At 47.8% G+C, this 23,700-nt stretch carries 22 protein-coding genes, 1 tRNA gene and 1 pseudogene; 11 read left to right on the top strand and 13 right to left on the bottom strand.

The window, feature by feature from the left end; genetic code table 11:
• Positions 1-2: 2 nt before the first annotated feature.
• Together QZZ54_RS06970 and rarD are read left to right on the top strand one after the other, a co-directional pair.
• Positions 3-1,010: a hypothetical protein gene (locus tag QZZ54_RS06970; protein WP_290700733.1), complete on the top strand. Its 1,008-nt coding sequence runs from the start codon at positions 3-5 to the stop codon at positions 1,008-1,010.
• Positions 1,000-1,896 carry an EamA family transporter RarD gene (gene rarD, locus QZZ54_RS06965; RefSeq protein WP_290700730.1) on the top strand — a complete coding sequence of 299 codons (897 nt, stop codon included), beginning with the start codon at positions 1,000-1,002 and terminating at the stop codon, positions 1,894-1,896. Before QZZ54_RS06970 ends, rarD begins: the two co-directional genes overlap by 11 nt.
• A gap of 80 nt (positions 1,897-1,976) precedes the next feature.
• Here the strand turns inward: rarD and pobA are convergent.
• The 11 genes and pseudogenes from pobA to QZZ54_RS06910 form a co-directional block, all read right to left on the bottom strand.
• Positions 1,977-3,181 (bottom strand): annotated as a pseudogene (pobA, locus tag QZZ54_RS06960) (4-hydroxybenzoate 3-monooxygenase).
• 287 nt (positions 3,182-3,468) lie between these two features.
• Positions 3,469-3,545 (bottom strand) — tRNA-Pro (locus tag QZZ54_RS06955).
• A 96-nt stretch (positions 3,546-3,641) separates the two neighbouring features.
• Entirely contained in the window at positions 3,642-4,004 is a 363-nt protein-coding gene (locus QZZ54_RS06950) for a MerR family transcriptional regulator (protein ID WP_290700727.1), read from the bottom strand.
• Complete coding sequence (gene ihfA / locus QZZ54_RS06945; RefSeq protein ID WP_019620001.1) at positions 3,991-4,287, bottom strand: integration host factor subunit alpha; 297 nt, start codon at positions 4,285-4,287, stop codon at positions 3,991-3,993. Before ihfA ends, QZZ54_RS06950 begins: the two co-directional genes overlap by 14 nt.
• An 18-nt stretch (positions 4,288-4,305) precedes the next feature.
• Positions 4,306-6,696, bottom strand: a complete 2,391-nt coding sequence (pheT, locus tag QZZ54_RS06940; protein WP_290700724.1) for a phenylalanine--tRNA ligase subunit beta — start codon at positions 6,694-6,696, stop codon at positions 4,306-4,308.
• Between the two features lie 76 nt (positions 6,697-6,772).
• On the bottom strand, positions 6,773-7,756 hold the full coding sequence (pheS, locus tag QZZ54_RS06935) for a phenylalanine--tRNA ligase subunit alpha (protein ID WP_290700720.1): 984 nt from the start codon (positions 7,754-7,756) through the stop codon (positions 6,773-6,775).
• Between the two features lie 84 nt (positions 7,757-7,840).
• On the bottom strand, positions 7,841-8,194 hold the full coding sequence (rplT, locus tag QZZ54_RS06930; protein WP_019619998.1) for a 50S ribosomal protein L20: 354 nt from the start codon (positions 8,192-8,194) through the stop codon (positions 7,841-7,843).
• A 40-nt stretch (positions 8,195-8,234) separates the two neighbouring features.
• The gene (rpmI, locus tag QZZ54_RS06925; RefSeq protein ID WP_290700711.1) at positions 8,235-8,429 is read right to left on the bottom strand and encodes a 50S ribosomal protein L35; all 195 of its coding nucleotides are present in this window, start codon (positions 8,427-8,429) and stop codon (positions 8,235-8,237) included.
• Positions 8,430-8,532: 103 nt separating this feature from the next.
• Positions 8,533-9,075, bottom strand: a complete 543-nt coding sequence (infC, locus tag QZZ54_RS06920; RefSeq protein ID WP_290701108.1) for a translation initiation factor IF-3 — start codon at positions 9,073-9,075, stop codon at positions 8,533-8,535.
• Between the two features lie 22 nt (positions 9,076-9,097).
• Positions 9,098-11,014, bottom strand: a complete 1,917-nt coding sequence (thrS, locus tag QZZ54_RS06915; protein WP_290700708.1) for a threonine--tRNA ligase — start codon at positions 11,012-11,014, stop codon at positions 9,098-9,100.
• Between the two features lie 174 nt (positions 11,015-11,188).
• On the bottom strand, positions 11,189-11,884 hold the full coding sequence (locus QZZ54_RS06910; protein WP_290700705.1) for a FadR/GntR family transcriptional regulator: 696 nt from the start codon (positions 11,882-11,884) through the stop codon (positions 11,189-11,191).
• Positions 11,885-12,027: 143 nt separating this feature from the next.
• Here QZZ54_RS06910 and QZZ54_RS06905 point away from each other — a divergent pair, with 143 nt between their 5' ends.
• The 5 genes from QZZ54_RS06905 (at position 12,028) to QZZ54_RS06885 (ending at position 19,313) form a co-directional block, all read left to right on the top strand.
• Positions 12,028-12,831 (top strand): (Fe-S)-binding protein, encoded by an 804-nt coding sequence (locus QZZ54_RS06905; protein ID WP_290700702.1) that lies wholly within the window; start codon positions 12,028-12,030, stop codon positions 12,829-12,831.
• 11 nt (positions 12,832-12,842) lie between these two features.
• Positions 12,843-14,261, top strand: coding sequence for a LutB/LldF family L-lactate oxidation iron-sulfur protein (locus QZZ54_RS06900; RefSeq protein WP_290700699.1), 1,419 nt, complete (start codon positions 12,843-12,845; stop codon positions 14,259-14,261).
• Positions 14,258-14,953 carry an LUD domain-containing protein gene (locus tag QZZ54_RS06895; protein WP_290700697.1) on the top strand — a complete coding sequence of 232 codons (696 nt, stop codon included), beginning with the start codon at positions 14,258-14,260 and terminating at the stop codon, positions 14,951-14,953. The genes QZZ54_RS06900 and QZZ54_RS06895 overlap by 4 nt, the downstream gene beginning before the upstream one ends.
• Positions 14,954-15,102: 149 nt before the next feature.
• Entirely contained in the window at positions 15,103-16,107 is a 1,005-nt protein-coding gene (locus QZZ54_RS06890; RefSeq protein WP_290700695.1) for a cytochrome c peroxidase, read from the top strand.
• Positions 16,104-19,313: an EAL domain-containing protein gene (locus QZZ54_RS06885; RefSeq protein ID WP_290700693.1), complete on the top strand. Its 3,210-nt coding sequence runs from the start codon at positions 16,104-16,106 to the stop codon at positions 19,311-19,313. The genes QZZ54_RS06890 and QZZ54_RS06885 overlap by 4 nt, the downstream gene beginning before the upstream one ends.
• Positions 19,314-19,362: 49 nt before the next feature.
• Here the strand turns inward: QZZ54_RS06885 and QZZ54_RS06880 are convergent, their stop codons facing one another.
• Positions 19,363-19,560 carry a putative motility protein gene (locus QZZ54_RS06880; protein WP_290700690.1) on the bottom strand — a complete coding sequence of 66 codons (198 nt, stop codon included), beginning with the start codon at positions 19,558-19,560 and terminating at the stop codon, positions 19,363-19,365.
• Between the two features lie 428 nt (positions 19,561-19,988).
• Between QZZ54_RS06880 and QZZ54_RS06875 the strand changes: the two genes are divergently transcribed.
• Positions 19,989-20,426: a hypothetical protein gene (locus QZZ54_RS06875; RefSeq protein WP_290700688.1), complete on the top strand. Its 438-nt coding sequence runs from the start codon at positions 19,989-19,991 to the stop codon at positions 20,424-20,426.
• A 139-nt stretch (positions 20,427-20,565) separates the two neighbouring features.
• Positions 20,566-21,243 (top strand): class I SAM-dependent methyltransferase, encoded by a 678-nt coding sequence (locus tag QZZ54_RS06870; protein WP_290700686.1) that lies wholly within the window; start codon positions 20,566-20,568, stop codon positions 21,241-21,243.
• A gap of 131 nt (positions 21,244-21,374) precedes the next feature.
• Here QZZ54_RS06870 and QZZ54_RS06865 read toward each other — a convergent pair whose 3' ends face one another.
• Positions 21,375-22,271, bottom strand: a complete 897-nt coding sequence (locus QZZ54_RS06865; protein ID WP_290700684.1) for a LysR family transcriptional regulator — start codon at positions 22,269-22,271, stop codon at positions 21,375-21,377.
• 155 nt (positions 22,272-22,426) lie between these two features.
• On the opposite strand from QZZ54_RS06865, the gene QZZ54_RS06860 reads away from it, so the two are divergent.
• Together QZZ54_RS06860 and QZZ54_RS06855 are read left to right on the top strand one after the other, a co-directional pair.
• Entirely contained in the window at positions 22,427-23,110 is a 684-nt protein-coding gene (locus QZZ54_RS06860) for a DUF4386 domain-containing protein (protein ID WP_290700682.1), read from the top strand.
• 197 nt (positions 23,111-23,307) lie between these two features.
• Entirely contained in the window at positions 23,308-23,673 is a 366-nt protein-coding gene (locus tag QZZ54_RS06855) for a hypothetical protein (RefSeq protein ID WP_290700679.1), read from the top strand.
• Positions 23,674-23,700 lie beyond the last annotated feature (27 nt).

Here is a 23,700-nt window from a genome sequence, read left to right as displayed (position 1 = left end):
TCATGCGGCAGTTATTTAATCAGTTTTTCTTTCACACACTCCCCAGCCTGGCCCGGGAGATCTATGAAGTATGCCTGCTGCTGTTCAAAATAATGATTCCGGTGTTGATCGTCGTGAAGGTATTGGAGGAAGTGGGCGCCATCCCTTATATCAGTTTGGCTCTGGAACCTATTATGCATCTGGTCGGCCTTCCTGAATCCATGGGACTGGTATGGACCACCACCCTGCTGACCAACATCTATGGCGGCATGCTGATTTTCTTTCAGTTAGCCCCACAGGAAAATCTAACCGTAGCGCAGGTTACTGTCCTCAGCAGCATGCTGTTAATCGCCCATAGCTTACCAATTGAGTTGCGTATAGTGCAGAAGGCCGGCGTCAGAATTATCGTCGCACTGCTAATCCGAATCCTCTCTGCACTGGCGCTCGGTATAGTTCTACACCTAAGTTATCAGTGGGGAGACTGGCTGCAACAACCCGTAGAACTAATCTGGCAGACGCCGGTGGTCGATGACAGTCTTTTAAGCTGGGGAGTAAGCCAGCTTAAAAGCTTTGCCATGATCATTCTGATCATCACTGCGCTGATGAGTCTGCTACGTTTTTTACGCTGGATACATATCGAACGACTGATGATCTGGCTGCTACAACCCCTGTTAAAATTACTGGGAATCAGCACTCAGGCAACCTCCTTAACCATCATAGGCGTGACATTAGGGCTATCCTTCGGTGGCGGACTACTCATCCGTGAGGCTCAGAGTGGTCATATCAGCGCTAAAGACTGCTTCTCCGCACTCTGCCTGTTAAGTCTTTGCCACAGCGTAATTGAAGACACCTTACTGGTTTTGACCCTTGGCGCTGACCTGTCTGGCGTTCTATGGGCACGGCTCGCTTTCAGTTTTCTATTTGTCGCCATCATGACCCGCTGGCTGAACTACACCTCCGAAGCATTCCAACAGCGCTGGCTTCTCAATTCTCTCAGCAATGCTGATAAAGATAACCTCAATGCGAACTGACACACAGGAGCAAAACCGAGGAATTCTGTTTGCACTATCTGCTTATGGGATGTGGGGATTATTTCCCATCTATTTCAAAAGCGTTGCCTCTGTCAGCCCATTTGAGGTCCTCTCCCACCGGATTATCTGGTCAGTTGTATTCCTGACTCTGTTCATCATAATTTCTGGGCGCTGGCAGGAATTGATTCACAATTTCCGTCAAAAACGTTTAATAGCAAGCCTCACTGTTTCAGCCATTTTGGTTTCCCTTAACTGGCTAGTGTTCATCTGGGCTGTCGGACAGGGTCGTATTCTCGAGACATCGCTGGGATATTTTATTAACCCACTTATCAGCCTGCTATTAGGCATGATATTTCTCGGCGAGCGACTTCGAAAAGCACAGTGGATAGCAATCCTATTGGCTGTAGCAGGCGTAGGCTATCAACTTGTTCTGGTTGGTAGCCTACCCTGGGTCGCTCTGTTTCTCGCCTGCAGCTTTGGTTTTTATGGTTTATTGCGCAAACGAATAGTCGTTGACCCGTTCTCAGGTCTACTAATTGAAACCTTGTTGCTCAGCCCTTTCGCCCTGCTCTACCTGTTCTGGCTGAACCAGCAAAACCAATTGGCATTTCTGTCTGAAAGTATTGAAATATCCTTGCTACTCGTCGCTGCGGGGATTATTACCAGCCTACCACTCATCTGCTTTGCAGTCGGAGCGCGACGCCTGACTCTGACACTCAACGGACTACTACAGTACACTGCACCCAGTATCGCCTTCATACTGGCAGTCGTTGTCTACCATGAACCTCTGGATTCAAATCGGCTCGTCACCTTTGCATTGATCTGGAGCGGCCTGATTCTGTTTACAGCTGAAGGGATATGGAGAAACAAAGCTACATCCTCTTAACTAGCACTTTTGCCCAGCTAAAAAAATACCGGCACAGGCCGGTATTTTGTTTAAAATGAAGCAACGCCTATAGCATTACCTCAAGGCGCTAACTCTTCATATGGCAGACCAACATACTGTTCGGCAATCACCCGACGGCCATTCTCAGAATTAAGATAATAATCCAGCTCTGAATCCATAAATCGCTTAAAAGTAGCGGCATCCATGTCGCCGGACTCCATCTGACCAAAGTTATGCAACATATTACTCATCCACCAGGAGAACCGCTCACCATTCCATACCCGGCGAAGTGCAATCTCTGAATACTGATTGATACACTCAGGATCATTCTCTTTATATACCCGGGTCATGATCTTATAGAGAGTTGCCACATCAGATGCCGCAAGGTTAAGCCCTTTAGCACCGGTTGGCGGTACAATATGAGCAGCATCACCGACCAAGAACAGACGACCATACTGCATCGGCTCACACACGAAAGATCGTGCGGCGTGATACTCTTCTCAATACTAGGACCGGTAATAATATTTTCAGCCACATCAGTGGGCAGGCGCAGCTTTAACTCATCCCAGAACTTATCATCTGACCAGTCTTCAACGTTATCGGTCAGCGGCACCTGAAGATAATAGCGAGAGCGGGTTTCAGAACGCATACTTGCCAGGGCAAAGCCACGCTCATGCTTACAATAGATCAACTCACTATTGCAGGGAGGAGTATCACTCAGAAGCCCTAGCCAGCCGAACGGATAAACACGCTCGTGCTCCGTACGTAACTCTTCGGGAATCGTTTGACGGGAAACCCCATGGAAGCCATCGCAACCGGCAATATAGTCACACTGAAGCTCATATTGCTCGCCAGCATGCTCAAAGGTAATAGAAGGCGTATCAGATTTAACATTATGCGGTTGTACTTCAGAGGCTTCATAATAGATTGGCAGGCCTGCTGCTTCACGGGCATCCATCAGGTCCTGAGTAATCTCTACCTGACCATAACACACCACCGTCTTGCCACCGGTCAGACCTTTCAGATCGATATGATAACGCTGACCATTCGCAGAGATCTCAAAGCCATCATGGACATCACCGGACGCATCCATACGCTCAGCTACACCCGCTTCACGCACTAAATCAACAAAGCCCTGCTCCAGAATACCGGCACGAATACGTCCAAGAACGTAGTCTCCCGTTACCCGCTCAACAATAATATTAGTAATACCCTGCTTTGCCAGCAACTGGCCTAATAGCAAACCCGACGGACCTGCACCAATAATGGCAACTTGTGTTTTTATAGTTTTCATAATCGTCTCTTTTCGTACCGCATAGAACAGCAATGCAAATCATTGACCTGCATCTATATTGCTTCGGACAAGAGAGTTAATGAATAGACGATTAGATCTATCAATTGTACTTTTTTGACAGTCAGGAGAAAGAGCGAGCGTTATTACTTTTTTGCTTCCAAACAGATTAAACCATTAAACAGTACCAAAATTAGTGGTTACTACTTAAGTAAATCAAGTTAGTTAAGTAAACGCCAGACACAAAAAAGCCCGCTAAATAGCAGGCTTTTTAAAATAATTGGTCGGGACAGCGGGATTCGAACCCACGACCCCTACTCCCCCAGAGTAGTGCGCTACCAGGCTGCGCTATGTCCCGACGATGAGAAGCTAAACACTCAAACAGTTCAGCTCTCAAACAGAGGTGGCTATATTACGCCAACACTGAACATCTGAAAAGAACTTTTTAACAGATTTACTTCACGGATTTCAGTAGCTTACGAATATCTTCAAGCTCTGTAATCGTCTGTCGCAGAAGTTGCTTATAACGGGCAGTATCATCAACCGCCTGATCACCACTCAGCCACTGGCGTGCACCGCTGATGGTATAACCCTGGTCATGCAGCAAACCCTGGATCTGACGGATAATCAGTACATCCTGGCGCTGATAATAGCGTCGACCACTACGTTTTACCGGATTAATCTGCTCAAACTCCTGCTCCCAATACCGCAGCACATGGGGCTTGAGCTCACACAAATGCGCTACTTCACCGATGGTGAAGTAGCGCTTTGTAGGAATACTGGGCAGATCATCCGAGACTAGATCAGTCTCCTTCATAAGCCTCTACACGTTCCTTCAACTTCTGACCTGGACGAAAGGTCACCACCCGGCGAGCAGAGATTGGCACCTCTTCCCCGGTTTTAGGGTTCCGTCCTGGACGTTCACGTTTGTCACGCAGATCAAAATTACCAAAACCCGAGAGCTTTACCTGCTCGTTTTCGGCAAGGCTCATACGAATCTCATCGAAGAAGGCTTCAACCATCTCCTTTGCTTCCCGCTTATTGAGCCCCAGATCTTCATACAGGCGCTCAGCCATTTCTGCTTTAGTCAAAGAGCCCATCAGAAACACCCCTGTCGATTATTCTCTTAATGTAGCACCGTACTCATTTTTCAGCGCAGACACAACAAAATCAATGACTTCGTTGATCTCTTCATCATTAAGAGTGCGCGAAGGATGCTGCCAGGTCAAGCCCAATGCGATGCTTTTTTGACCAGGTTCAACACCTTTGCCCTGATAAACATCGAACAATGTAGCCGCTTTAAGGAATTCACCACCTTTCTGCAGCGCCAGATTACGGATGTCAGCAAAGGCGACATTTTCATCAACCAGCAACGCCAGGTCACGACGACTCTCTGGGAATTTAGACAAGTTATTAAAGCGCGGCAACTCACCGTCCAGCAACACAGCTTGAACAATTTCGAACAGGAACACCGGACCGGTCAGTCCTAATGACTTAACCAGCTCAGGGTGCAGAGCCCCCATATAACCGACGGTTTTGCCGTTACGCTGAATCGCTGCAGACTGTCCCGGATGCAAAGCCACATGACGCTCAGAAACAAAACTAAACTGCTCAGCACAGCCGCCCAGCTCAAGCAGTGTCTCCACATCACTTTTAAGGTCGTAGAAATCCACAACAGCAGTATCTGCACTCCAGCCTTCCGCTTGACGAGGACCGCACACAAGACCCGCTACGACGTTTTCCTGGATCAGCTCATCGCCTTCAGGCAGGAAACGCTGACCGGTCTCAAACAGACGCACACGCGGCTGCTGACGGTTCTGATTGTATTGCAACGCTTTAACCAACCCAGGCCAGATACTGGTCCGCATGACTGCCATCTCAGCAGAGATCGGATTAGCCAGCGCCTTAGCCTCATGCTTATCATCAAACTGAGCCGCCAGACCCTTTTCAATGAAGCTGTAGGTGATCGCTTCCTGATATCCGCGCCCCACTAACTGGTTGCGGACGCTCTTCAGAGTCACTTTAGACTCATCATGAGCAATCATGTTCAACTCAGCTGTAGGTACTTTAACGGGCAGATTGTTATAACCATAGACCCGTGCAAGCTCTTCGATCAGATCAATCTCAATACTAATATCGAAACGGTAAGAAGGCACCTGAACAGTCCATTCACCCTCAGCGCCTTGCTCAACAATCATACCCAGACGAGTCAGAATCTCTTCAATCTCATCCGCAGGCATCGCAAACGCCAATACCTGATTAACTTTGCTCTGACGCAAAGTAACCGTTGAGGCTGTCGGCAGACTATCTTCAGCCACCGCTTCAGCCACAGGGCCCGCTTCACCACCAACGATATCCAGCAACAGCTGAGTAGCGCGTTCAGTAGCTCGACCCTGCAGTTGCCAGTCAACACCGCGCTCGTAACGGTGAGAGGCGTCAGTATGCAGTCCATAAGAACGTGCACGACCGGCAATAGTGATCGGGTTAAAGTAAGCACACTCCAGGAAAATATCCTTAGTGTCTTCAGTAACGCCGGTCTCAGCACCACCGAAAATTCCTGCCATCGCTACGGCTTTCTCCGCATCAGCAATAATCAGAGTCTTGTCGTTTAACTCAACTTCATTACCGTCCAGCAGCGTTAGCTTCTCAGCAGGCTTCGCTTTGCGAACAACAATACCGCCGCTTAGCTTAGCCAGGTCAAACGCATGCAACGGCTGACCTAGCTCCAACAGAACATAGTTGGTTACATCAACAACCGGATCGATTGAACGGACACCACAACGCTGCAGTTTCTGAACCATCCATTGTGGAGTTTCAGCAGACATATTCACATTACGTATCACTCGACCCTGATAGCGAGGACAACCTTCTGAATCTTCCAGCGTAATCGGGAAAGTATCGTCGATAGTCGGTGTAACCGGCTCAACGTCAACATAAGACACCGCCGCTTTGTTCAATACGCCGACTTCGCGCGCCAAACCAGCAATCGACAGACAATCACCCCGGTTAGGCGTCAGGTCAACATCGATGACAAAATCATCGAGCTGAAGAAAGTCACGCAGATCAGCACCCACTGGTGCATTAGCGGCCAGCTCCATGATACCGCCATGGTCATCGGAGATGCCCAGCTCATCATCAGCACAAAGCATACCGAAAGACTCAATCTGACGTAGCTTCGCCTTCTTAATTTTAAAATCACCACCGTCGGGAGTGCTCAACACTGCTCCGACTTTGGCAAAGGCGGTTTTCAGACCGGCACGGGCGTTTGGCGCACCGCAAACCACCTGAAACTGCTCGCTGCCATCGGATACCTGACATACTTGCAGCTTGTCAGCATTGGGATGCCGCTCGGCGGAGAGGATCTCACCTACCACCACACCGCTGAACTGACCTGCCACCGGAAGGACTTCATCAACTTCCAGTCCCGCCATCGTAATCTGATCGGCAATACCTTGTGTATCAGTCGCCGGATTTACCAGTTCACGTAACCACTTTTCACTGAATTTCATAATTCTGATTCCGAAAAATTCTTATCTATTCATCGACGTCTTATGCGTCTCAACTGCAAGCTCAGTAAACAAATACTTAGTTAAACTGGCCCAGGAAACGCATATCGTTTTCAAAGAACAGGCGCAGGTCATTAACGCCATAACGGAGCATCGCCAGACGCTCGACTCCCATACCGAAGGCAAAGCCGGTAAACTGCTCGGGATCGATACCGGAATACTCAAATACTTTCGGGTGCACGATACCGCAACCCAGAACCTCCATCCACTTACCATCGCCACGGTCGATATCAACCTCGATTGATGGTTCAGTAAACGGGAAGTAGGATGGACGGAAACGTACTTTGACATCTTCCTCAAAGAACTCACGCAGAAACTGTTCCAGCGTACCTTTAAGGTCAGCGAAACTGATATCTTTATCAACGATAAGGCCTTCAACCTGATGGAACATCGGTGAGTGCGTCTGATCATAATCACAACGGTAGACCCGACCCGGACAGATAATTCTGATCGGCGGCTCAGAGCTTTCCATTGTGCGCACCTGAACACCAGAGGTATGGGTTCGCAACAAGGTATTCGCGTTGAAGTAGAAAGTATCGTGCATCGCCCGTGCAGGGTGATGAGAAGGAATATTCAGCGCTTCAAAGTTATGATAATCGTCTTCGATCTCAGGACCTTCAGCAACGCTGTAACCGATACGCGCGAAGAATTCCTCGATCCGCTGCAACGTCTTAGTCACCGGATGTAAACCACCCAACGACTGACCGCGACCCGGCAGAGTGACATCTATAGTCTCTTCAGCCAGCTTAGCTTCCAGAGCGGCGGATTCCAGATTTGCTTTAAGTACATTAAGTACCTCCTGCAACGCCTGTTTCGCTTCATTAATTTTCGCACCCGCCTGAGGACGCTCTTCAGCGCTTAATGCGCCCAGACCTTTCAACAGCTGGGTAAGATGACCTTTCTTACCCAGATACTGAACCCGCACCTGATCAAGATCTTGTGCGCTTGTAGCCTGTTCTGCAGCTTGTTTGCCTTCCGCCAACAGGATTTGAATATTTTCCATTTACCGCTCCAAATAAAAATAGGGGAAGAGTTTGCACCCTTCCCCTATCACAACGATCAATACTTACCAGAAGGTAAGGGTGTCTTACAGTGCAGCTTTAGCTTTTTCAACGATAGCAGCAAAAACTTGCGCTTCGTGAACAGCCAGATCAGCCAGCACCTTACGATCGATCTCGATAGATGCTTTCTTCAGACCAGCAATAAAGCGGCTGTAGGACAAACCATTGATACGGGCAGCAGCATTGATACGAGCAATCCACAGCGCGCGGAACTGACGCTTACGCTGACGACGGTCGCGGTATGCATATTGACCCGCTTTGATAACTGCCTGTTTAGCTACGCGGAATACACGGCTACGAGCTCCGTAATAACCTTTAGCTTTTTTCAGGATCTTCTTGTGACGACGGTGTGCGATAACACCACGTTTTACACGTGCCATAATTCTTTATTCCTAACTTAGATTTTGTAAATAATTCGACTTAGATATAAGGCAGCATGCGTTTAACAAGTGCTTTGTCTGAAGCTGCAATTTGCATCATCGGACGTAGCTGACGCTTACGCTTAGTCGACTTCTTAGTCAGGATGTGGCTTGTGTGAGATTGCTTGTGCTTAAAGCCGCTAGCAGTCTTTTTAAAACGTTTTGCAGCACCGCTGCAAGATTTCATTTTAGGCATTACTAAATCCCCACGCATTCATTAATTATTTTTCACCTGAGCAAACAACAAAACCCGTATCTGTCTCGTGAAGAGCCAGCACGGGTTTTACGCTTAAGTCAGACTACTTTTTCTTTTTCGGAGCTATGACCATAATCAGTTGGCGGCCTTCCATTTTCGGACGCTGCTCAACGACACCCAGCTCTTCCAGATCCTTTTCGATCCGGTTTAATAGCTGCATGCCTAACTCCTGGTGTGCCATTTCACGACCGCGGTAACGAAGTGTTACCTTAGCCTTATCGCCACCTTCAAGGAAACGTATCAGGTTGCGTAGTTTTACCTGATAATCCCCTACTTCCGTATTTGGACGGAATTTTACTTCCTTAACCTGCATCTGCGTTTGCTTCTTCTTAGCAGCATTCGCTTCTTTCTTCTTCTCGTACTGATATTTACCGTAATCCATCACCTTACAAACGATAGGATCTGAATCAGAAATCTGTACCAGGTCAAGGCCAACTTCTTGTGCCGCCTCTAGGGCGTCTTTAATAGGCACGACACCTATCTGTGTTCCATCTGGACCAATCAACCGACACTCGCGGGCGCTGATATTCTCATTTATAGGCGGCTTATTCCGCTCATTACGCCCTCTTCTGTTATCTCGCTTGATAGCTGTATCTCCAATCTATTAATTATTCTTTGCGACCTTTCTGAGCAACATCCTGCTTCAGGTGATCGCAAAACGCTTCAATCGACATTGTGCCGAGATCTTCACCGGTACGGGTACGAACAGCCACCGACCCGGCTTCTACTTCCTTATCACCGACTACCAGCAGATAAGGAACTTTATGAATTGTGTGCTCGCGGATTTTAAAGCCGATTTTCTCATTTCTCAAGTCCGCAGACGCAAAGAATCCAAGTTCTGTCAGTTTTTCTTCAATTTCGCTGCAATATTCCGCCTGTTTGTCGGTAATATTCAAAATTGCCACTTGCTGAGGGGCTAACCAGGTTGGCAGCGCACCGGCAAAGTTTTCGATCAGAATACCGATAAATCGCTCAAATGAACCCAGAATTGCACGATGTAACATAACCGGTGTTTCACGATCACCGGATTCGTTAACAAATTGAGCACCTAAACGGCCAGGCATAGAGAAGTCTACCTGAATAGTACCACACTGCCATACACGACCCAGACAATCCTTCAGCGAAAACTCTACTTTTGGTCCGTAGAAAGCGCCCTCGCCTGGCAACTCATCCCAATCCAGTTTGGCTGCATCCAACGCATCGCCCAAGGCTTTCTCTGCTTTATCCCAAACTTCATCAGAACCTACCCGTTTTTCAGGACGGGTAGACAGCTTATAAATAACCTCAGAGAAACCAAAGTCTGCGTAAACTTCGTGTAGGAAATCGATAAATTTCGCTACTTCACTTTGAATAGCGTCTTCGGCACAGAAGATGTGCGCATCATCCTGAACAAATCCACGGACGCGCATAATACCGTGCAGCGCACCTGAAGGCTCATTACGGTGGCAGCAACCAAATTCTGCCAGACGTAGGGGCAGATCTCGGTATGAACGCAGTCCCTGATTGAATACCTGTACGTGACAAGGACAGTTCATCGGCTTAATAGCAAAGTCACGGTTCTCAGAGTGAGTGGTATACATCTCTTCAGAGAACTTATCCCAATGGCCAGACTTTTCCCACAGAGAACGTTCAACAACCTGCGGCGTCTTAATTTCATCGTAGTTATGCTGACGCTGCTTGATACGCATGTACTGTTCAATCGTTTGATACAGTTTCCAGCCATCTGGATGCCAGAACACCATACCCGGTGCTTCTTCCTGTAGATGGAACAGGTTTAGCTGTTTGCCCAGCTTACGATGGTCGCGCTTTTCAGCCTCTTCCAAACGGTGCAGATGCTCTTTAAGGTCTTTCTTATCACCCCAGGCAGTACCATAGATCCTCTGTAACATCTCATTGTCAGAGTTACCACGCCAGTAGGCACCCGCCAGCTTCATCAGTTTGAATACTTTAATATGTCCGGTCGATGGCGCATGTGGGCCACGGCAGAGGTCAATAAAGTCGCCCTGCGAGTAGAAGGACAGATCCTGATCTGCCGGAATCGCTTCCAACAGCTCAACTTTGTATTTCTCGCCTTTCTCATTGAACAACTTCACAGCTTCATCGCGAGTCATCAAAGAGCGGGAGATTGGATGATTGGCTTTAACCAACTTCTTCATCTCCGCTTCGATCTTCAGCAGATCTTCCGGCGTAAACGGACGTTCATAAGCAAAGTCGTAATAGAAGCCATCTTCGATGACAGGGCCGATAGTAACCTGGGCCGTCGGGAACAGCTGCTGTACTGCCATCGCCATCAGGTGAGCACAAGAGTGGCGAATCACCTCCAAACCTTCCGCATCGCGAGGGGTAACAATGGCCAGATCAGCATCTTCAGTAATGGTGTGGGAGGTATCCACCAGCTCACCATTTACTTTTCCAGCCAGGGCAACCTTAGCCAGACCAGCGCCAATATCAGCGGCAACATCAAATACAGTAACAGCGTTAGCAAACTCGCGTTTGCTGCCATCGGGAAGGGTAATAACAGGCATCGTCTTTTCCTATCTGCTCAGCGGTGACCAGTACCAGAGGCCACCTTATAAAATTCAGTCACTGCTACAAACCAAGTAGCAGTATTAAGGCGGCGCATTCTACCGGAAACCCTGCTACAAAGCTATTTCAATAAGATTCAAGTGACCTTATACAGAGATAAAAACAGCGAGTGTTTATTCATCGAGATGACGTCGTGTATAGAGGATATGTTCGGTAGCGGCTGTGCGGGCATTTTCAGCCTCTCTTGCCATAATTGCCTGATGTATAGCCCCATGCTGAGAGCGAATACCATCAGGATAACGACCGTATTTTTGCAGGGTACGGGTTAACACACCGTAAATAGCATTAAAAAAACGGGTATAGAACAGCTGACTAAAGCAGATTATCAACAAATGGTGAGATGATTCAGCGATCATCATATGAAAACGCAGATCGTCCTTCGCCTTCTCCAGCGTCGTTTCACCCTGCCCCCGTTTCTGCATCCGCTGATACTCTGCATCCAGTGCCTGTAACTGAGCATCGGTAGCGCGGGTAGCCGCATAGAATGCAGCCTCCCCTTCCAACATCGCTCGCACATCCATCACCTGGCGTTGAAAGTCTACGTTATCCCCAAGGGCAGAAACACCTTCTATCGGCATATTAAAATAGGGTTCCAGTAAGTTTTTTACCCGGGTTTTCCCTCCGTGACGAACCTCCACATATCCCTCGGCTTCCAACTGACCTATCGCTTCACGGACAGTAGAACGTGACAGCCCTTTAGACTCTGACATACGCCGCTGCGACACCAACTCAGTCCCGGGCAACAGCTCACCTGAAAAGAAACTCTCTTTCAGCTGCTGTAACAGGCTTTCGCTTAAACTTTTATCCATCGCGTGAAATCCCCGTGCCACTTGGTCAGACCAGTTAGCAGTGTAGCATTTCTTTCCCTGCCTTCATTAACTATCTTTACTAGCAACAACAGAGCAGTCTGAATCTCTGTAACGAGCCGATAACTATAAAAATGGTAACCTAAATGCCGAATACTCCTTCAGGTCCACGCGTCGGGCTTTTTGTAACCTGTCTGGCGGACATGTTTCGCCCTTCAGTCGCCTTTGCTACTGTTAAACTACTAGAGCAGGCAGGCTGTTCCGTTGAAGTGCCTGAACGTCAAACCTGCTGTGGCCAGCCCGCCTTTAACTCCGGTGATCGCAAAACCACTGCAGACATCGCCCGACAAACCATCGACGCCTTCGATGGCTATGAATACGTTGTCGGCCCATCTGGCTCCTGTATCGGCATGTTGCACTACTATCCTGAGGTATTTGATCCTGCTGACAGCTACTACCAACGCGCTCTGGATCTGAAAAGTCGCAGCTTTGAAATTACCTCGTTTCTGTTCGATGTGATTGGTGCAGACGTTCTGCAGGATCAACTGAAGCAGTTGCAGTTTAACCATAAAGTCACCTACCACGACTCCTGTTCCGGACTGCGACAGATGGGGATTAAGCAGCAACCCCGGCAGCTACTTCAGCAAGTTCAGGGTATTGAACTAGAAGAGATGGAAGAGGCCGAAACCTGCTGCGGATTTGGCGGCACTTTCTGCGTTAAGTACCCGGAGATATCAAACCGGATGGTTTCAAATAAGACCGACTATATTAGTAATACCGGAGCCCACACCCTACTTGGCGGTGACCTGGGTTGCCTGCTGAACATGGCAGGCAAACTCAAACGCGAAGGTAAACAAGTTGAAGCCCGTCACGTCGTCGAAATTCTGGCCGGCATGACCGACATTCCCGCAATCGGTGAAGCCGATTACGATCTAGCACAACAACTTTAAGGAGCGAGACCATGGAGATTAATACCCCGTTCTTTAAACAACGTGCTCACGATGCATTAAAAGATGAAAACCTACAGAAGGCGCTGGGCAATTTAAAAGCCGGCTTCCCGGAAAAGCGCGCTATCGCCGTCGAGCGGATGCCTGAATTTGAAGAGCTTCGAAATCAGGGTCGCGATCTCAAGAACCATATCCTTGAGCATCTGGACCTCTATCTGGAACAGTTTGAAAGTAAAGTCATCGAAAATGGCGGTCAGGTTCACTGGGCCCGTACTTCTGAAGATGCTAACAGGATCATTCTCGACCTCTGTAAGCAGGTCGACGCAAAAACCGTCACTAAAGGTAAGTCCATGGTGACAGAGGAGATCGGCCTGAACGATTTTCTCGAAGCAAACGGTGTTCAACCGGTCGAAACCGACCTGGGTGAATACATTCTGCAACTGAGGGGCGATCACCCGAGTCACATTATTGCCCCGGCAATACACCTGAATCTGGAAGACGTGTCTGAAACCTTCCACAAACACCATAACCGACCTAAATCAGACGACCCTGCGGTATTGATGCAGGAAGCTCGCGAAGTGTTGCGAGATAAGTTTGTCGCCGCCGATGTGGGTATCACCGGGGCAAATTTCTGTGTCGCCGAAACCGGCTCGACCATTATCGTCACCAACGAAGGTAATGGTGATCTGACCCAGACGCTGCCCAAGACCCATATTGTAGTCACCTCGATCGAAAAAGTGGTCCCAACGCTCGAAGATATGACTTTGTTCCTGCGCTTACTGGCCCGCTCAGCAACCGGACAGGAATTCACTGTTTATAACACCCTCTCCACAGGCTCTCGCCGCGAAGGCGATCAGGATGGCCCGGAAAACTTCCACGTGGTACTGGTTGATAATGGTCGCAGCGAGATGGTCGGCAGCGAATTCCAGGATATGTTGCGCTGCATTCGCTGCTCTGCCTGTATGAACCACTGCCCTGTCTACGGCGCGGTTGGCGGACACAGCTACGGCTGGGTCTACCCAGGCCCAATGGGTTCAGTACTAACACCACAGATGATCGGTATCGAAAAAGGCGGCATGCTGCCTAACGCTTCCACCTTCTGTGGCAAATGTGAATCTGTTTGCCCGGTTAAGATCCCTCTACCCAAGCTGATGCGTCACTGGCGTGAAGATGAGTTTCAAAAACACCTGCAACCCAAAGCAGCCCGCTACGGGTTGGCGGGATGGGCCTTCCTGGCTAAACGCCCTACCCTGTACAAACCTTACACCCGCATGGCCAGCTGGTTTATGAAACGCCTGGCCGGAAAGAAAGGACGTATCAAGAAACTACCACTTGCCGGCGGCTGGACCGACTGGCGGGATATGCCTGCACCACAAGGAACAACCTTTATGCAGGCCTGGAAAGAGCAACAAAAAGCCGGAGAGCAGCCATGAGCGCAGAAAATACAACAGCCATGAGCCGCGCAGCGATTCTGGGCAACATCCGTAGCGGACTTAACCGTAGCCAGGATGACAGTCAGCGCCAGCAAGCCGTGTCTAACCGACTCGCCGCCAAAGCGGATAACTTAATTCCAGCCAGGGCACAGCTACCCTTTGCAGAACAAGTTGAGCTGTTTAAAGCGATGATCCATGAAGCACTGGCCGAACTGATCGAACTCGATAGTCTCGACCAGGTTCCACAGGCTTGTGCCGACTGGCTATCCAGCCAAGGGATCAAGCAACTGATCAGCGCCAGTGACTCTGAGCTAAGCACATTAGATTGGAATCCACTGGAACAACAGCAGATACTCCGTACAGAACGCGTCGCTCAGGCTGGAGATATTGCCAGCCTTACTTCCAGTTTTGCCGGAATAGCCGAAACCGGCACTGTGATGCTTCATTCGGGCCCCCAGAGCCCAACAACCCTGAATTTCTTACCCGATAACCACTTGGTGATACTACGGCGTTCAACCATTGTCGGTGTCTATGAAGAGGCATGGAAGAAAACCAGAGAGAAATACGGTAACACTATGCCCCGTACTGTAAACATGATTACCGGTCCCTCCCGTAGCGCTGACATCGAACAGAAACTGCAAATGGGCGCTCACGGCCCTAAAAATCTGGTCATCCTGATGATCAACGACTAAGTAAGCAGTAAAAACTCATTTATAGCCCTAATCCTTAAAAAAGATGGGGCTATATACCTTTTTTATGACCCTCGTTCTGGCCATAGAGAATCCTTTCAGGAAAAATACAGCCTCTCTAACATATCCAAAAGGATGTTTTTGTGGAGCCGATGGCCCTGTATTTAAAGATATTGCTTCGATGTAACAGATCTATCGCTGTCATTAGAATCTTCCTACTAAGCCTCTGCTGTAGTTCTGTCCAGGCAATAGATCTGGGCTCTGAACCCATCTCCCCGATTCAACCAAACCTAGGATTAGACCAGGCTAAGGTCTCGCTTGGCAGAGACCTATTCCACGACCCAAGACTTTCTTCAGATAACAGTATCAGCTGCGCCAGTTGCCATGACCTTAATACCGGAGGAGCGGATAAGGGCGCTGTCTCTTTCGGTGTGAATAATGCCGCTGGCAGCGCGAATACACCGACCGTATACAATAGCAGTCTGAATTTTGTACAGTTTTGGAATGGCCGGGCACAAAACCTCAACGAGCAGGTTAATGGTCCCGTTCATAATCCCGTAGAGATGAATAGCAGCTGGCCCGAGATAATCGATCGGCTCAGCCAGGACAAGCAATTACAAGCAGAATTCACTACAACCTATAGCGATGGCATCAGTATTGAGAACATACAGGATGCAATAATCCAGTTCGAGCACTCCCTGAACACCCACAACTCTCCTTTTGATCGCTGGTTAACCGGTGACTCTACAGCACTCTCTGATGATCAGGTGCAGGGCTACCGCCTGTTTAAATCCTATGGTTGTATTAGCTGTCACCAGGGCAAGAATGTAGGAGGAAATATGTATGCCTACTTCGGCGCAGTTAAAGATATTTCAGCCTACTTCCACGACCGGGGCACCCCCCTTAGCAACACAGATTATGGTCGCTATACAGATACCAATAACCCGGTAGACAGGTATCTGTTTAAAGTGCCCAGCCTTCGACTGGCTTCTCTTACTGCCCCCTACTTCCATGATGGTTCGATTGCTGAGCTAGCCGATGCAATCAAGATAATGGGACGCTTTCAGTTAGGCCGCGAAATCCCTGATGAGCATGTCTCAGCCATCAAAGCGTTTATTGTTTCTCTGGCGGGCGAGCATCCGGAGCTGGCTAAATGACCTGGTCTAAAACCCGCCTCTACCTGACATCACTGTTTGCCCTCATGTTGCTCGCCTGGCTTTTCTATCTGGTACACGGGGAACGCACACAGCCTGACCAACGACGTTCTGAGGTCTTACTACAGCTACAGGCACTGGATAATGCCCTGGACCTGGAAGTGTCGCTCATTAGCTCGATGGGGCAGCAAAATTATGATGAGGTAGTACATCTTGTCAGCCAGCTAAATCAACAAGAGTATGATCCGGAAACCGCAAAACTGTTTCTCAATCTACCCACAGCATTAACCGCAAAACTTAAACAATATCGTACAACTTTGCACCAGCGTACCGCACTACTAGAACGACTTAAGACCAGTGCAGCTATTGTTCGCAACGGACTTAACTTTATGCCGATGCTGCTTCAGTCTGTTTCAGAAGACAATCTAGCCAGCCTGACTCAGGCCAGAAATATAGTTAATACGCTTTATCAGTACCATATATTCAGAAGCGGCCTGGATGCCAACGAGATTAAAAAAAGTCTCAACTCGCTCACTGACAATGGCAGTGGAAGTATTGAAGAGCTAAAACTTCACATCACAGCAAACCTGAATACCCAAACCCAATTAACTCAATTGATTGAAGAATATAAACAGATACCCAACAAGGCTGCATTTAATCAGCTATACAGTGCCTATCTAAGCTATCGCAGCAAAGTAGAGACGCAGACAGAATATCTAAACTCAGCTTTGATCGGTCTGACTGCTACTCTAGTGCTCCTATTGACCTTTCTCTATCTCCGATTAATACGATTTCATAGCCTGAAAGACCAGGCTCAAAAACGTCTTAAAGATGGCGTCGATAGCATAAACGAAGCGTTTGCCCTGTTCGATGGGGATAATCAACTAGTTCTGTGTAACCGCACTTTCAGCAACTACTACCCCTGGATAGCTGAGCTACTCATACCCGGGACACCTAAAGCTGACTTACAGACCGCAATCGACCAAAAATGCAGTTATCAGAAAGACAGTGATTCTGCTTCCAGGTCTTTACAGATATTAGAGAATGGAGACTGCTATCTTTGCAGTAACAGTCCAACGAATGAGGGTGGTGAAGTTTGGGTAAGGGTCGATATGACCGATGCTCGATCGCAGGAACAGGAGCTTCGAAAGCTCTCAAGAGCACTGGAACAAAACCCTGCTGCAGTCGTCATTACTGATATCAACGGTATCATCGAATACATCAACCCCAAAGCAGAAGAGATTAGCGGTTATTCACTCCAGGAAGTACTCGGAGAGCGACCTAGCATATTTAGTTCCGGCGATATCTCCCCAACCAATTATCAGGATATGTGGCTGAAAATGCTGGACGGAAAAGTCTGGCAAGGCACCTTCCTGAACCGGCGCAAAAACAGACAGCTCTACTGGGAGGCCGCTACTATTTCTGCTGTCCGAGATCCACTGGGGGAAATAACGCATTTTGTAGCCGTTAAAGAAGATATTACCGAACGACGCTCCACCGAAGAGCAGTTGCGAATGAACGCTGCTGTCTTTGAAACCACCAATGAGGGGATCATGATCACCTCGCCGGATACTCGAATCATCTCGGTCAATCCTGCGTTTACTGAAATAACTGGCTTCACCGCTGAAGAGGTTGTGGGTAAAACACCTCAGATTTTTCAGGCTAAAAGGCAGAAGGAAATCAACTACAAAGAGATGTGGAAGATCCTTGAGCAGAATCACAGCTGGTCAGGAGAGATTTGGAATCAGCGGCGTGACGGCACCACTTACCCTCAATGGCTTTCTATTGCTGCCGTCCGTAATAGTGATGGGGTACTAGAGCAATATGTCGCAGTGTTCTCAGATATGTCTCAACGTAAGGCAGATGAAGAGAAAATCCGTCAACAAGCCAATTACGATGCTCTCACAGAACTGCCTAACCGCATCATGCTTAAGCGAGAACTTCAGCAAGTATTAAGCCACTGCAAAGAACAAAAAACCGCCTGCGCACTGCTGTTTATCGATCTTGATCGCTTCAAAGCGGTTAACGATACCCTGGGGCATTCAGTGGGAGATAATATGCTCCAACAGGTCAGTCAAAGGCTGGCATCAGTTATTCGCGAAAATGATTTCCTAGCCCGTTTCGGTGGAGACGAGTTTGTCATTGTATTACAAGATATTGCAGAGCCCGAAGATGCCGCTCTTAGGGCTAAAAGAGTTATTGAAGCGTTGCGCCCCCCCTTTCAACTGGCTGGTCGTACATTATATATCGGCGCAAGCGTGGGGATATCATGCTATCCCAGTGATGCAGAAAATGGTGAAGCGATGCTTCGCCACGCAGATATGGCCATGTACCTGGCGAAAGACAGCGGGCGAAATCAACACCAATTTTTTAATACCAAAATGCGCGAACATATTAGAAACCAGACTGATTTGGAACAGTCTATGCGCCATGCAATTGTGCATGAAGAGTTTGAACTCTTCTATCAGCCGATCTACAACTGCGAAGAAAGCAAAGTCACCGCAGCAGAAGCATTGATTCGCTGGCATCACCCAGAGCGGGGGCTGATCAGTCCGGCAGAGTTTATTCCTCTTGCAGAAGAGACAGGCCTGATACAGCCTATCGGGTTATGGGTATTTCAGCAGTCTTGTGAGCAACTTAAAAAATGGAAAGATCAGGGCATTGATAACCTGTCAGTCTCTGTAAACGTTTCCAGCAGCCAGCGCCATCTTGGTTTTAATGCTCAGGTCGCAGGAGAAATTATCGCTAAAACCGGGGCAGACCCTACAAAAATAATTTTCGAAATAACTGAGAGTATGTTCCTGGAAAGCTCAAATGAAGCGATCAGCTGGCTGAATCAACTGAAAGAGATGGGGGCAAAACTGGCGATTGATGATTTTGGCACAGGCTATTCATCCCTGAGCTATCTCAAACAGTTCCCCATCGATAAGTTAAAGATTGATCGCGCCTTTATTCGCGATCTGCCAGACAATGCGGAAGATGCCTCTTTGGTCAATGCCATTGCGGCGATGTCAAAAAGCCTGGGGTTAGAGCTAATCGCAGAAGGGGTAGAAACCATTGAACAGTTTAAATACCTGGAGCAGCTAAATTGCCAGAACATACAGGGCTTCCTTCTCAGTAAGCCCATCCCGGCTGAGGAACTCCCCAGTGCCATAAGGCAGATAGAAGCAACTTCATTTTCAGAGGCCTCTACTGACTACATGATCTAGCTTAAAAACAAAAAAACCGCCAATAGGCGGTTTTGATCAAGGCTAGCGGTTAAGCCAGTATATCGATACTCTGCCCCAGCGGGGAGGCAGGATCGACGGCGGCCAGCGCAGCACTTTCCAGCAGTTGTAACGCCATTGCACCTTGCAACTCAAGACTATCTTTTGCTTTACCTGCAACAGCCAGCGCAACATCATTCTGTAACGAAGCTTGCTGATAAGCCGAAGCGGAAGCCGCTGTTATTTCCATCGTAATACTCCTACGCGATATAAATGATATCGGCAGAAAAAGAAAACCTTGAGTAATAAATCGAACAAATTACACTATTTCATCATAACGCACTAGCCTCTGACAGAGGCACCACAACGTTGCACAAGAACCCGCTTGAAAAAGCCAAGTACTCCGGGCTAGTTAGGTCGTTTTTTTTCATCCAGACTGTATGCTCAACCACCTCATCTGTTACCTCAACAATCGGTACTACAATCAAACACGAACCAGAATGAATATCTTGTTAAAGCTCACTGTCGATTACACTCGACTTCCGACATATCCAGCCAGCTATCCACTAAATACAGTTTTATTTCCGAGGTAGGCTGACGCAGTTTGCCCTATGACTGAACACGCGTAGCGCTCCGTTGTCTGTAGCATTATATACATGAGCATTATGGATACTTTTAGTGGATTTTGATCTTTTGATAATCGCTGGCTTATTTAGCTTTTTGGCCGCCGTCTTACATATTGGCGTCGTTATTGGAGGCCCCAACTGGTATCGTTTTTTCGGTGCCGGGGAGTCAATGGCACTGATGGCGGAACAGGGTTCGCTGAAACCAACGGTTATAACGCTTGGCATTGCCCTGGCTTTAACTATTTGGGGTGGCTATGCTTGGTCTGGTGCTGGTTATTTACCTAGAATGCCTTTTATAAAATTAGCTTTACCAACAATTACCGCTATCTATTTACTTCGAGGTTTAGGCGGTTTAGTGGCTCCATTTGTAACGAACCATCCTCAAGTAAAACAAAACAGCACTGCCTTTTGGATTTGGAGTTCAGCCGTTTGCTTGGTCATCGGCTTAATTCACTTAATAGGTGTGGCTACACGATGGACTACTCTATAAAACACAGAAGCAACGACTGTACCGAACCAATTTTAGCTATCACCTTTAGGGCAAGAACATGTGATAAATTTTCCCGATGAGCCGGACGTTGTTATTACCGCATAGCTAGACATTATCAGCACAAGAAGGATAGCTACTCATGAAAACACTTACTGAAGCTGCAATAATTGAATCTTGGCAGAAAAATGTTCAACCCTGGATAACAGCGATCCATAATGCTGAAATCGCCACAAGAATCCAGGTTACAAACCAGGCAATAATAGATGCCATCACAAAACCCTCACCAAAGGCTGTCCTCGATGTTGGTTGCGGCGAGGGGTGGCTAGTACGTGAATTAATCCCTAAGGGGATTGATGCCCTCGGTATTGATGTTATTCCAGAATTTATAGAAAGCGCATCTAAGCAAAAAGTAGGACGTTTCAAAGTCTTGCCCTACGAGGAAACATCGCATCACCAGCTAAAGGAAAAATTTGATGTGGTCGTTTGTAATTTTTCATTACTTGGGGAGACGTCGGTTAATATTTTATTTCAACAAATTCCTGCACTGTTAAACGACAAAGGCGTGTTTATCGTGCAAACAATCCACCCAATTATGGCTTGCGGTAATAACAAGTACGAAGATGGTTGGAGGGAAGGATCCTGGGCAGGGTTCAACGAAAACTTCACATCGCCCGCCCCTTGGTATTTCAGAACCATAAAATCATGGAAAGCACTGTTTGATGCCAACGGATTCAAACTGAGCAAGATAAATGAACCAATAAATCCAATAACTAATGAGCCGGCATCAATCCTGTTTTTCGGCGAGTTAGACAGCTAATAAAATACCGAATTAAACAGACGAGCACCCTATACTTAGAGTGAACAGGTTAAATCCCTATACTTACCCTCATCTATAACACCGCCATCACCACCGCTCCCTGAAGGCCTAAGGGGCCGCTTAACTACTTTTCAACTCGATAGCATCTCAGCAATAACATCAAAAACCTTTCTTACTCGCAGACTGGTATGCAACTCTCTGTGGCAGACCAGCCACAAGGGCAAGGTAATGGGTGGGCCGAAGGACTCAAAGGCTCTAACAAAGGATACTTCTCTGTCACCTATCGATTCGGGGAAAAGCGCAAGGCCCTGGTGACGCTTAACCAGTTCCCACTGCAGCATTTGCGATAGTGTTGATACCTTCTGATTTGTAGCAGATAGCGACCAACCATTGCCGCTATTGTTCAGCAGCTCCTGGAGTTTGTTGTTTTGTTCAAAACCGATAATCTGTATGTTTTTTAACTCATCGGCAGAATTGGCATCTACGTAGGGCGCCAGATATTGCGCTGTCCCGTAGAGCCAGATCGGCGTTTCACAGAGTTTACGTACGATCAAATCGGGTTGAGTGGGGCGAAAGCTGCGTAGGGCGATATCCGCTTCACGCTGTTTCAGGTTGGCCACTTCGTGAGATATCTGTAGGTCCAATGTGATACCGGGCAGTTCAGTGCGTATACGTTCAATCACAGCAGGTAGCATAAACACAGCTTCGAGTTCACTGGCAGCAATAGTGACAGTGCCCTCAAGAGTTTGTGACTGACCCGATGCCACCATTGAAAAGCGGCTGGCCGCGGCTCCCATCGCCTGCACATGTGCCACCAGCTCAGCCCCAGATTCAGTCAGTTTTAACCCCTGCCCCAGACGTTCAAACAGGGTGACACCTAATTCCTGCTCCAAAGCCGTCACTTGCCGCCCCAGTGTCGGTTGAGTTAAACCCAGTGCTCTGGCACCCGCCGATAGCGACCCCTCTTCTACGGTGACTAAAAACGCCCGTGCCCGATTCCAGTCAAAATTAACTGTTTGCCAGTCCATATAACACTCCACACCAATCATTTATGCCGACCATCTAACACAACAAGCCATGCAAATACGCATATCTATTAGGCAATTAACGTCAATTTAACCTGCATAAAGTACTAGGTAAACTTAATTCAATCATCTACAAAAGTAATACTGGAAAGGTAACCATGAAGTCATTGAACGATATTCGCCTGGCACAACTGGCAGGCAGCTTATACCTGCTACTCATTCCGATGGGCATATTCGGTATCATGTATGTTCCAGAATTCGTGCACGTTGCGGGTGACGCAGCCAAGACTTTTACCAACCTGACAGACTATGAGACAGTCATACGATTCAGCGTTCTGAGCGCGTTCGCCATTCAGGTCGTTCAGTTGTTCTTGGTCGCTGCACTCTATTACTTGCTGCGCCCATACGGTGCAGTCGCTGCACTATTTATGCTGTTATTCACCCTGGTATCCGTACCCATAGCCATGTTGAATGAAATCAGTAATCTCGCAGCACTGCTTATCATCAGATCTGATGGCCTGAGCGACCTGTTCTCATCGGAACAGATTCAAGCTACAGCCCTGTTTCTGTTACAGCTACATGAGCAGGGCATCATGATCGCTCATATATTCTGGGGGCTTTGGTTAATACCGATGGGATATCTGGTGTATCGCAGTGACTTTCTGCCAAAAATCATTGGCGTGTTACTGGTCATTGCGGGGGTTGGCTATTGCGTGGATACCCTCACCTTTTTCGCTTTTGCGACCGACGAATACCTTATTGCGCAATATACATTTTTAGGCGAAGTGTTGCTGCCCTTCGCATTACTATGGCAGGCATTTAAAGCCCGTCGTTTACGATAAACTTATAGCGTTAGCCTGGCCAATGGAGCAGTTATCGAGACATCAGCACAACAGCTCAGAGGTATTACCTAAACCACAGCCAAGGTAAATCAGCGTCTTTTACCCATAATATGAACGATATGCTCGGCCTTTGGTCCTAATAAGTACCCGAAGAACGGTTGCAGTATCGCCTTTTTATTTAGTTTTATGGAGGATCTATGTCTAGAAAAAATAGGCTTTCAGCGCTGGTTATGGTGCTTTTGTTTACTCTACCCCTGTCGGCCTCAATACAAGCCGAATACAGCCTTATACAAGGTGAAAAGTGGAGCGGGATTCAAATTGGCACTAGCGCACCCCGATCGCTTGATCTGATTTGTAATGATTCAAACTGTTTGCAAATTCTTAATCAATTCCAGATACCTGCTGAGCTTCAATCGCTCGGCATCAGGAAGCTGTCGCTTGAGACTTTGGCTGATATTAAAGGCGTAAGATCTGAGAAGGATCGTTTATTCCTGCCAGATAAGATGGGGCGTGCTATATACAGAGAAAACGATCGATTTTTCAAAGATAGATTCGAACGATGACAATAACCAATGGGATCAGAACAACGT

The organism is Amphritea sp., from assembly GCF_016744155.1.
In the GTDB taxonomy this organism is placed as follows: Bacteria; Pseudomonadota; Gammaproteobacteria; order Pseudomonadales; family Balneatricaceae; genus Amphritea.
Note: the sequence above shows the minus strand (reverse complement) of the source record. Positions and strands in the feature narration are given on the sequence as shown.

Bases quoted from the DNA above. Each gene is read 5' to 3' on its own strand.
- QZZ54_RS06900 (WP_290700699.1), top strand. From the start codon at position 12,843: ATGGAGATTAATACCCCGTTCTTTAAACAACGTGCTCACGATGCATTA.
- thrS (WP_290700708.1), bottom strand. From the start codon at position 11,014: ATGCCTGTTATTACCCTTCCCGATGGCAGCAAACGCGAGTTTGCTAAC.
- QZZ54_RS06870 (WP_290700686.1), top strand. From the start codon at position 20,566: ATGAAAACACTTACTGAAGCTGCAATAATTGAATCTTGGCAGAAAAAT.
- pheT (WP_290700724.1), bottom strand. From the start codon at position 6,696: ATGAAATTCAGTGAAAAGTGGTTACGTGAACTGGTAAATCCGGCGACT.
- ihfA (WP_019620001.1), bottom strand. From the start codon at position 4,287: ATGGGCTCTTTGACTAAAGCAGAAATGGCTGAGCGCCTGTATGAAGAT.
- QZZ54_RS06950 (WP_290700727.1), bottom strand. From the start codon at position 4,004: ATGAAGGAGACTGATCTAGTCTCGGATGATCTGCCCAGTATTCCTACA.
- QZZ54_RS06890 (WP_290700695.1), top strand. From the start codon at position 15,103: ATGGCCCTGTATTTAAAGATATTGCTTCGATGTAACAGATCTATCGCT.
- QZZ54_RS06905 (WP_290700702.1), top strand. From the start codon at position 12,028: ATGCCGAATACTCCTTCAGGTCCACGCGTCGGGCTTTTTGTAACCTGT.
- QZZ54_RS06895 (WP_290700697.1), top strand. From the start codon at position 14,258: ATGAGCGCAGAAAATACAACAGCCATGAGCCGCGCAGCGATTCTGGGC.
- rarD (WP_290700730.1), top strand. From the start codon at position 1,000: ATGCGAACTGACACACAGGAGCAAAACCGAGGAATTCTGTTTGCACTA.
- pheS (WP_290700720.1), bottom strand. From the start codon at position 7,756: ATGGAAAATATTCAAATCCTGTTGGCGGAAGGCAAACAAGCTGCAGAA.
- QZZ54_RS06885 (WP_290700693.1), top strand. From the start codon at position 16,104: ATGACCTGGTCTAAAACCCGCCTCTACCTGACATCACTGTTTGCCCTC.
- QZZ54_RS06970 (WP_290700733.1), top strand. From the start codon at position 3: ATGCGGCAGTTATTTAATCAGTTTTTCTTTCACACACTCCCCAGCCTG.
- rpmI (WP_290700711.1), bottom strand. From the start codon at position 8,429: ATGCCTAAAATGAAATCTTGCAGCGGTGCTGCAAAACGTTTTAAAAAG.
- rplT (WP_019619998.1), bottom strand. From the start codon at position 8,194: ATGGCACGTGTAAAACGTGGTGTTATCGCACACCGTCGTCACAAGAAG.
- QZZ54_RS06860 (WP_290700682.1), top strand. From the start codon at position 22,427: ATGAAGTCATTGAACGATATTCGCCTGGCACAACTGGCAGGCAGCTTA.
- QZZ54_RS06865 (WP_290700684.1), bottom strand. From the start codon at position 22,271: ATGGACTGGCAAACAGTTAATTTTGACTGGAATCGGGCACGGGCGTTT.
- QZZ54_RS06855 (WP_290700679.1), top strand. From the start codon at position 23,308: ATGTCTAGAAAAAATAGGCTTTCAGCGCTGGTTATGGTGCTTTTGTTT.
- QZZ54_RS06910 (WP_290700705.1), bottom strand. From the start codon at position 11,884: ATGGATAAAAGTTTAAGCGAAAGCCTGTTACAGCAGCTGAAAGAGAGT.
- QZZ54_RS06880 (WP_290700690.1), bottom strand. From the start codon at position 19,560: ATGGAAATAACAGCGGCTTCCGCTTCGGCTTATCAGCAAGCTTCGTTA.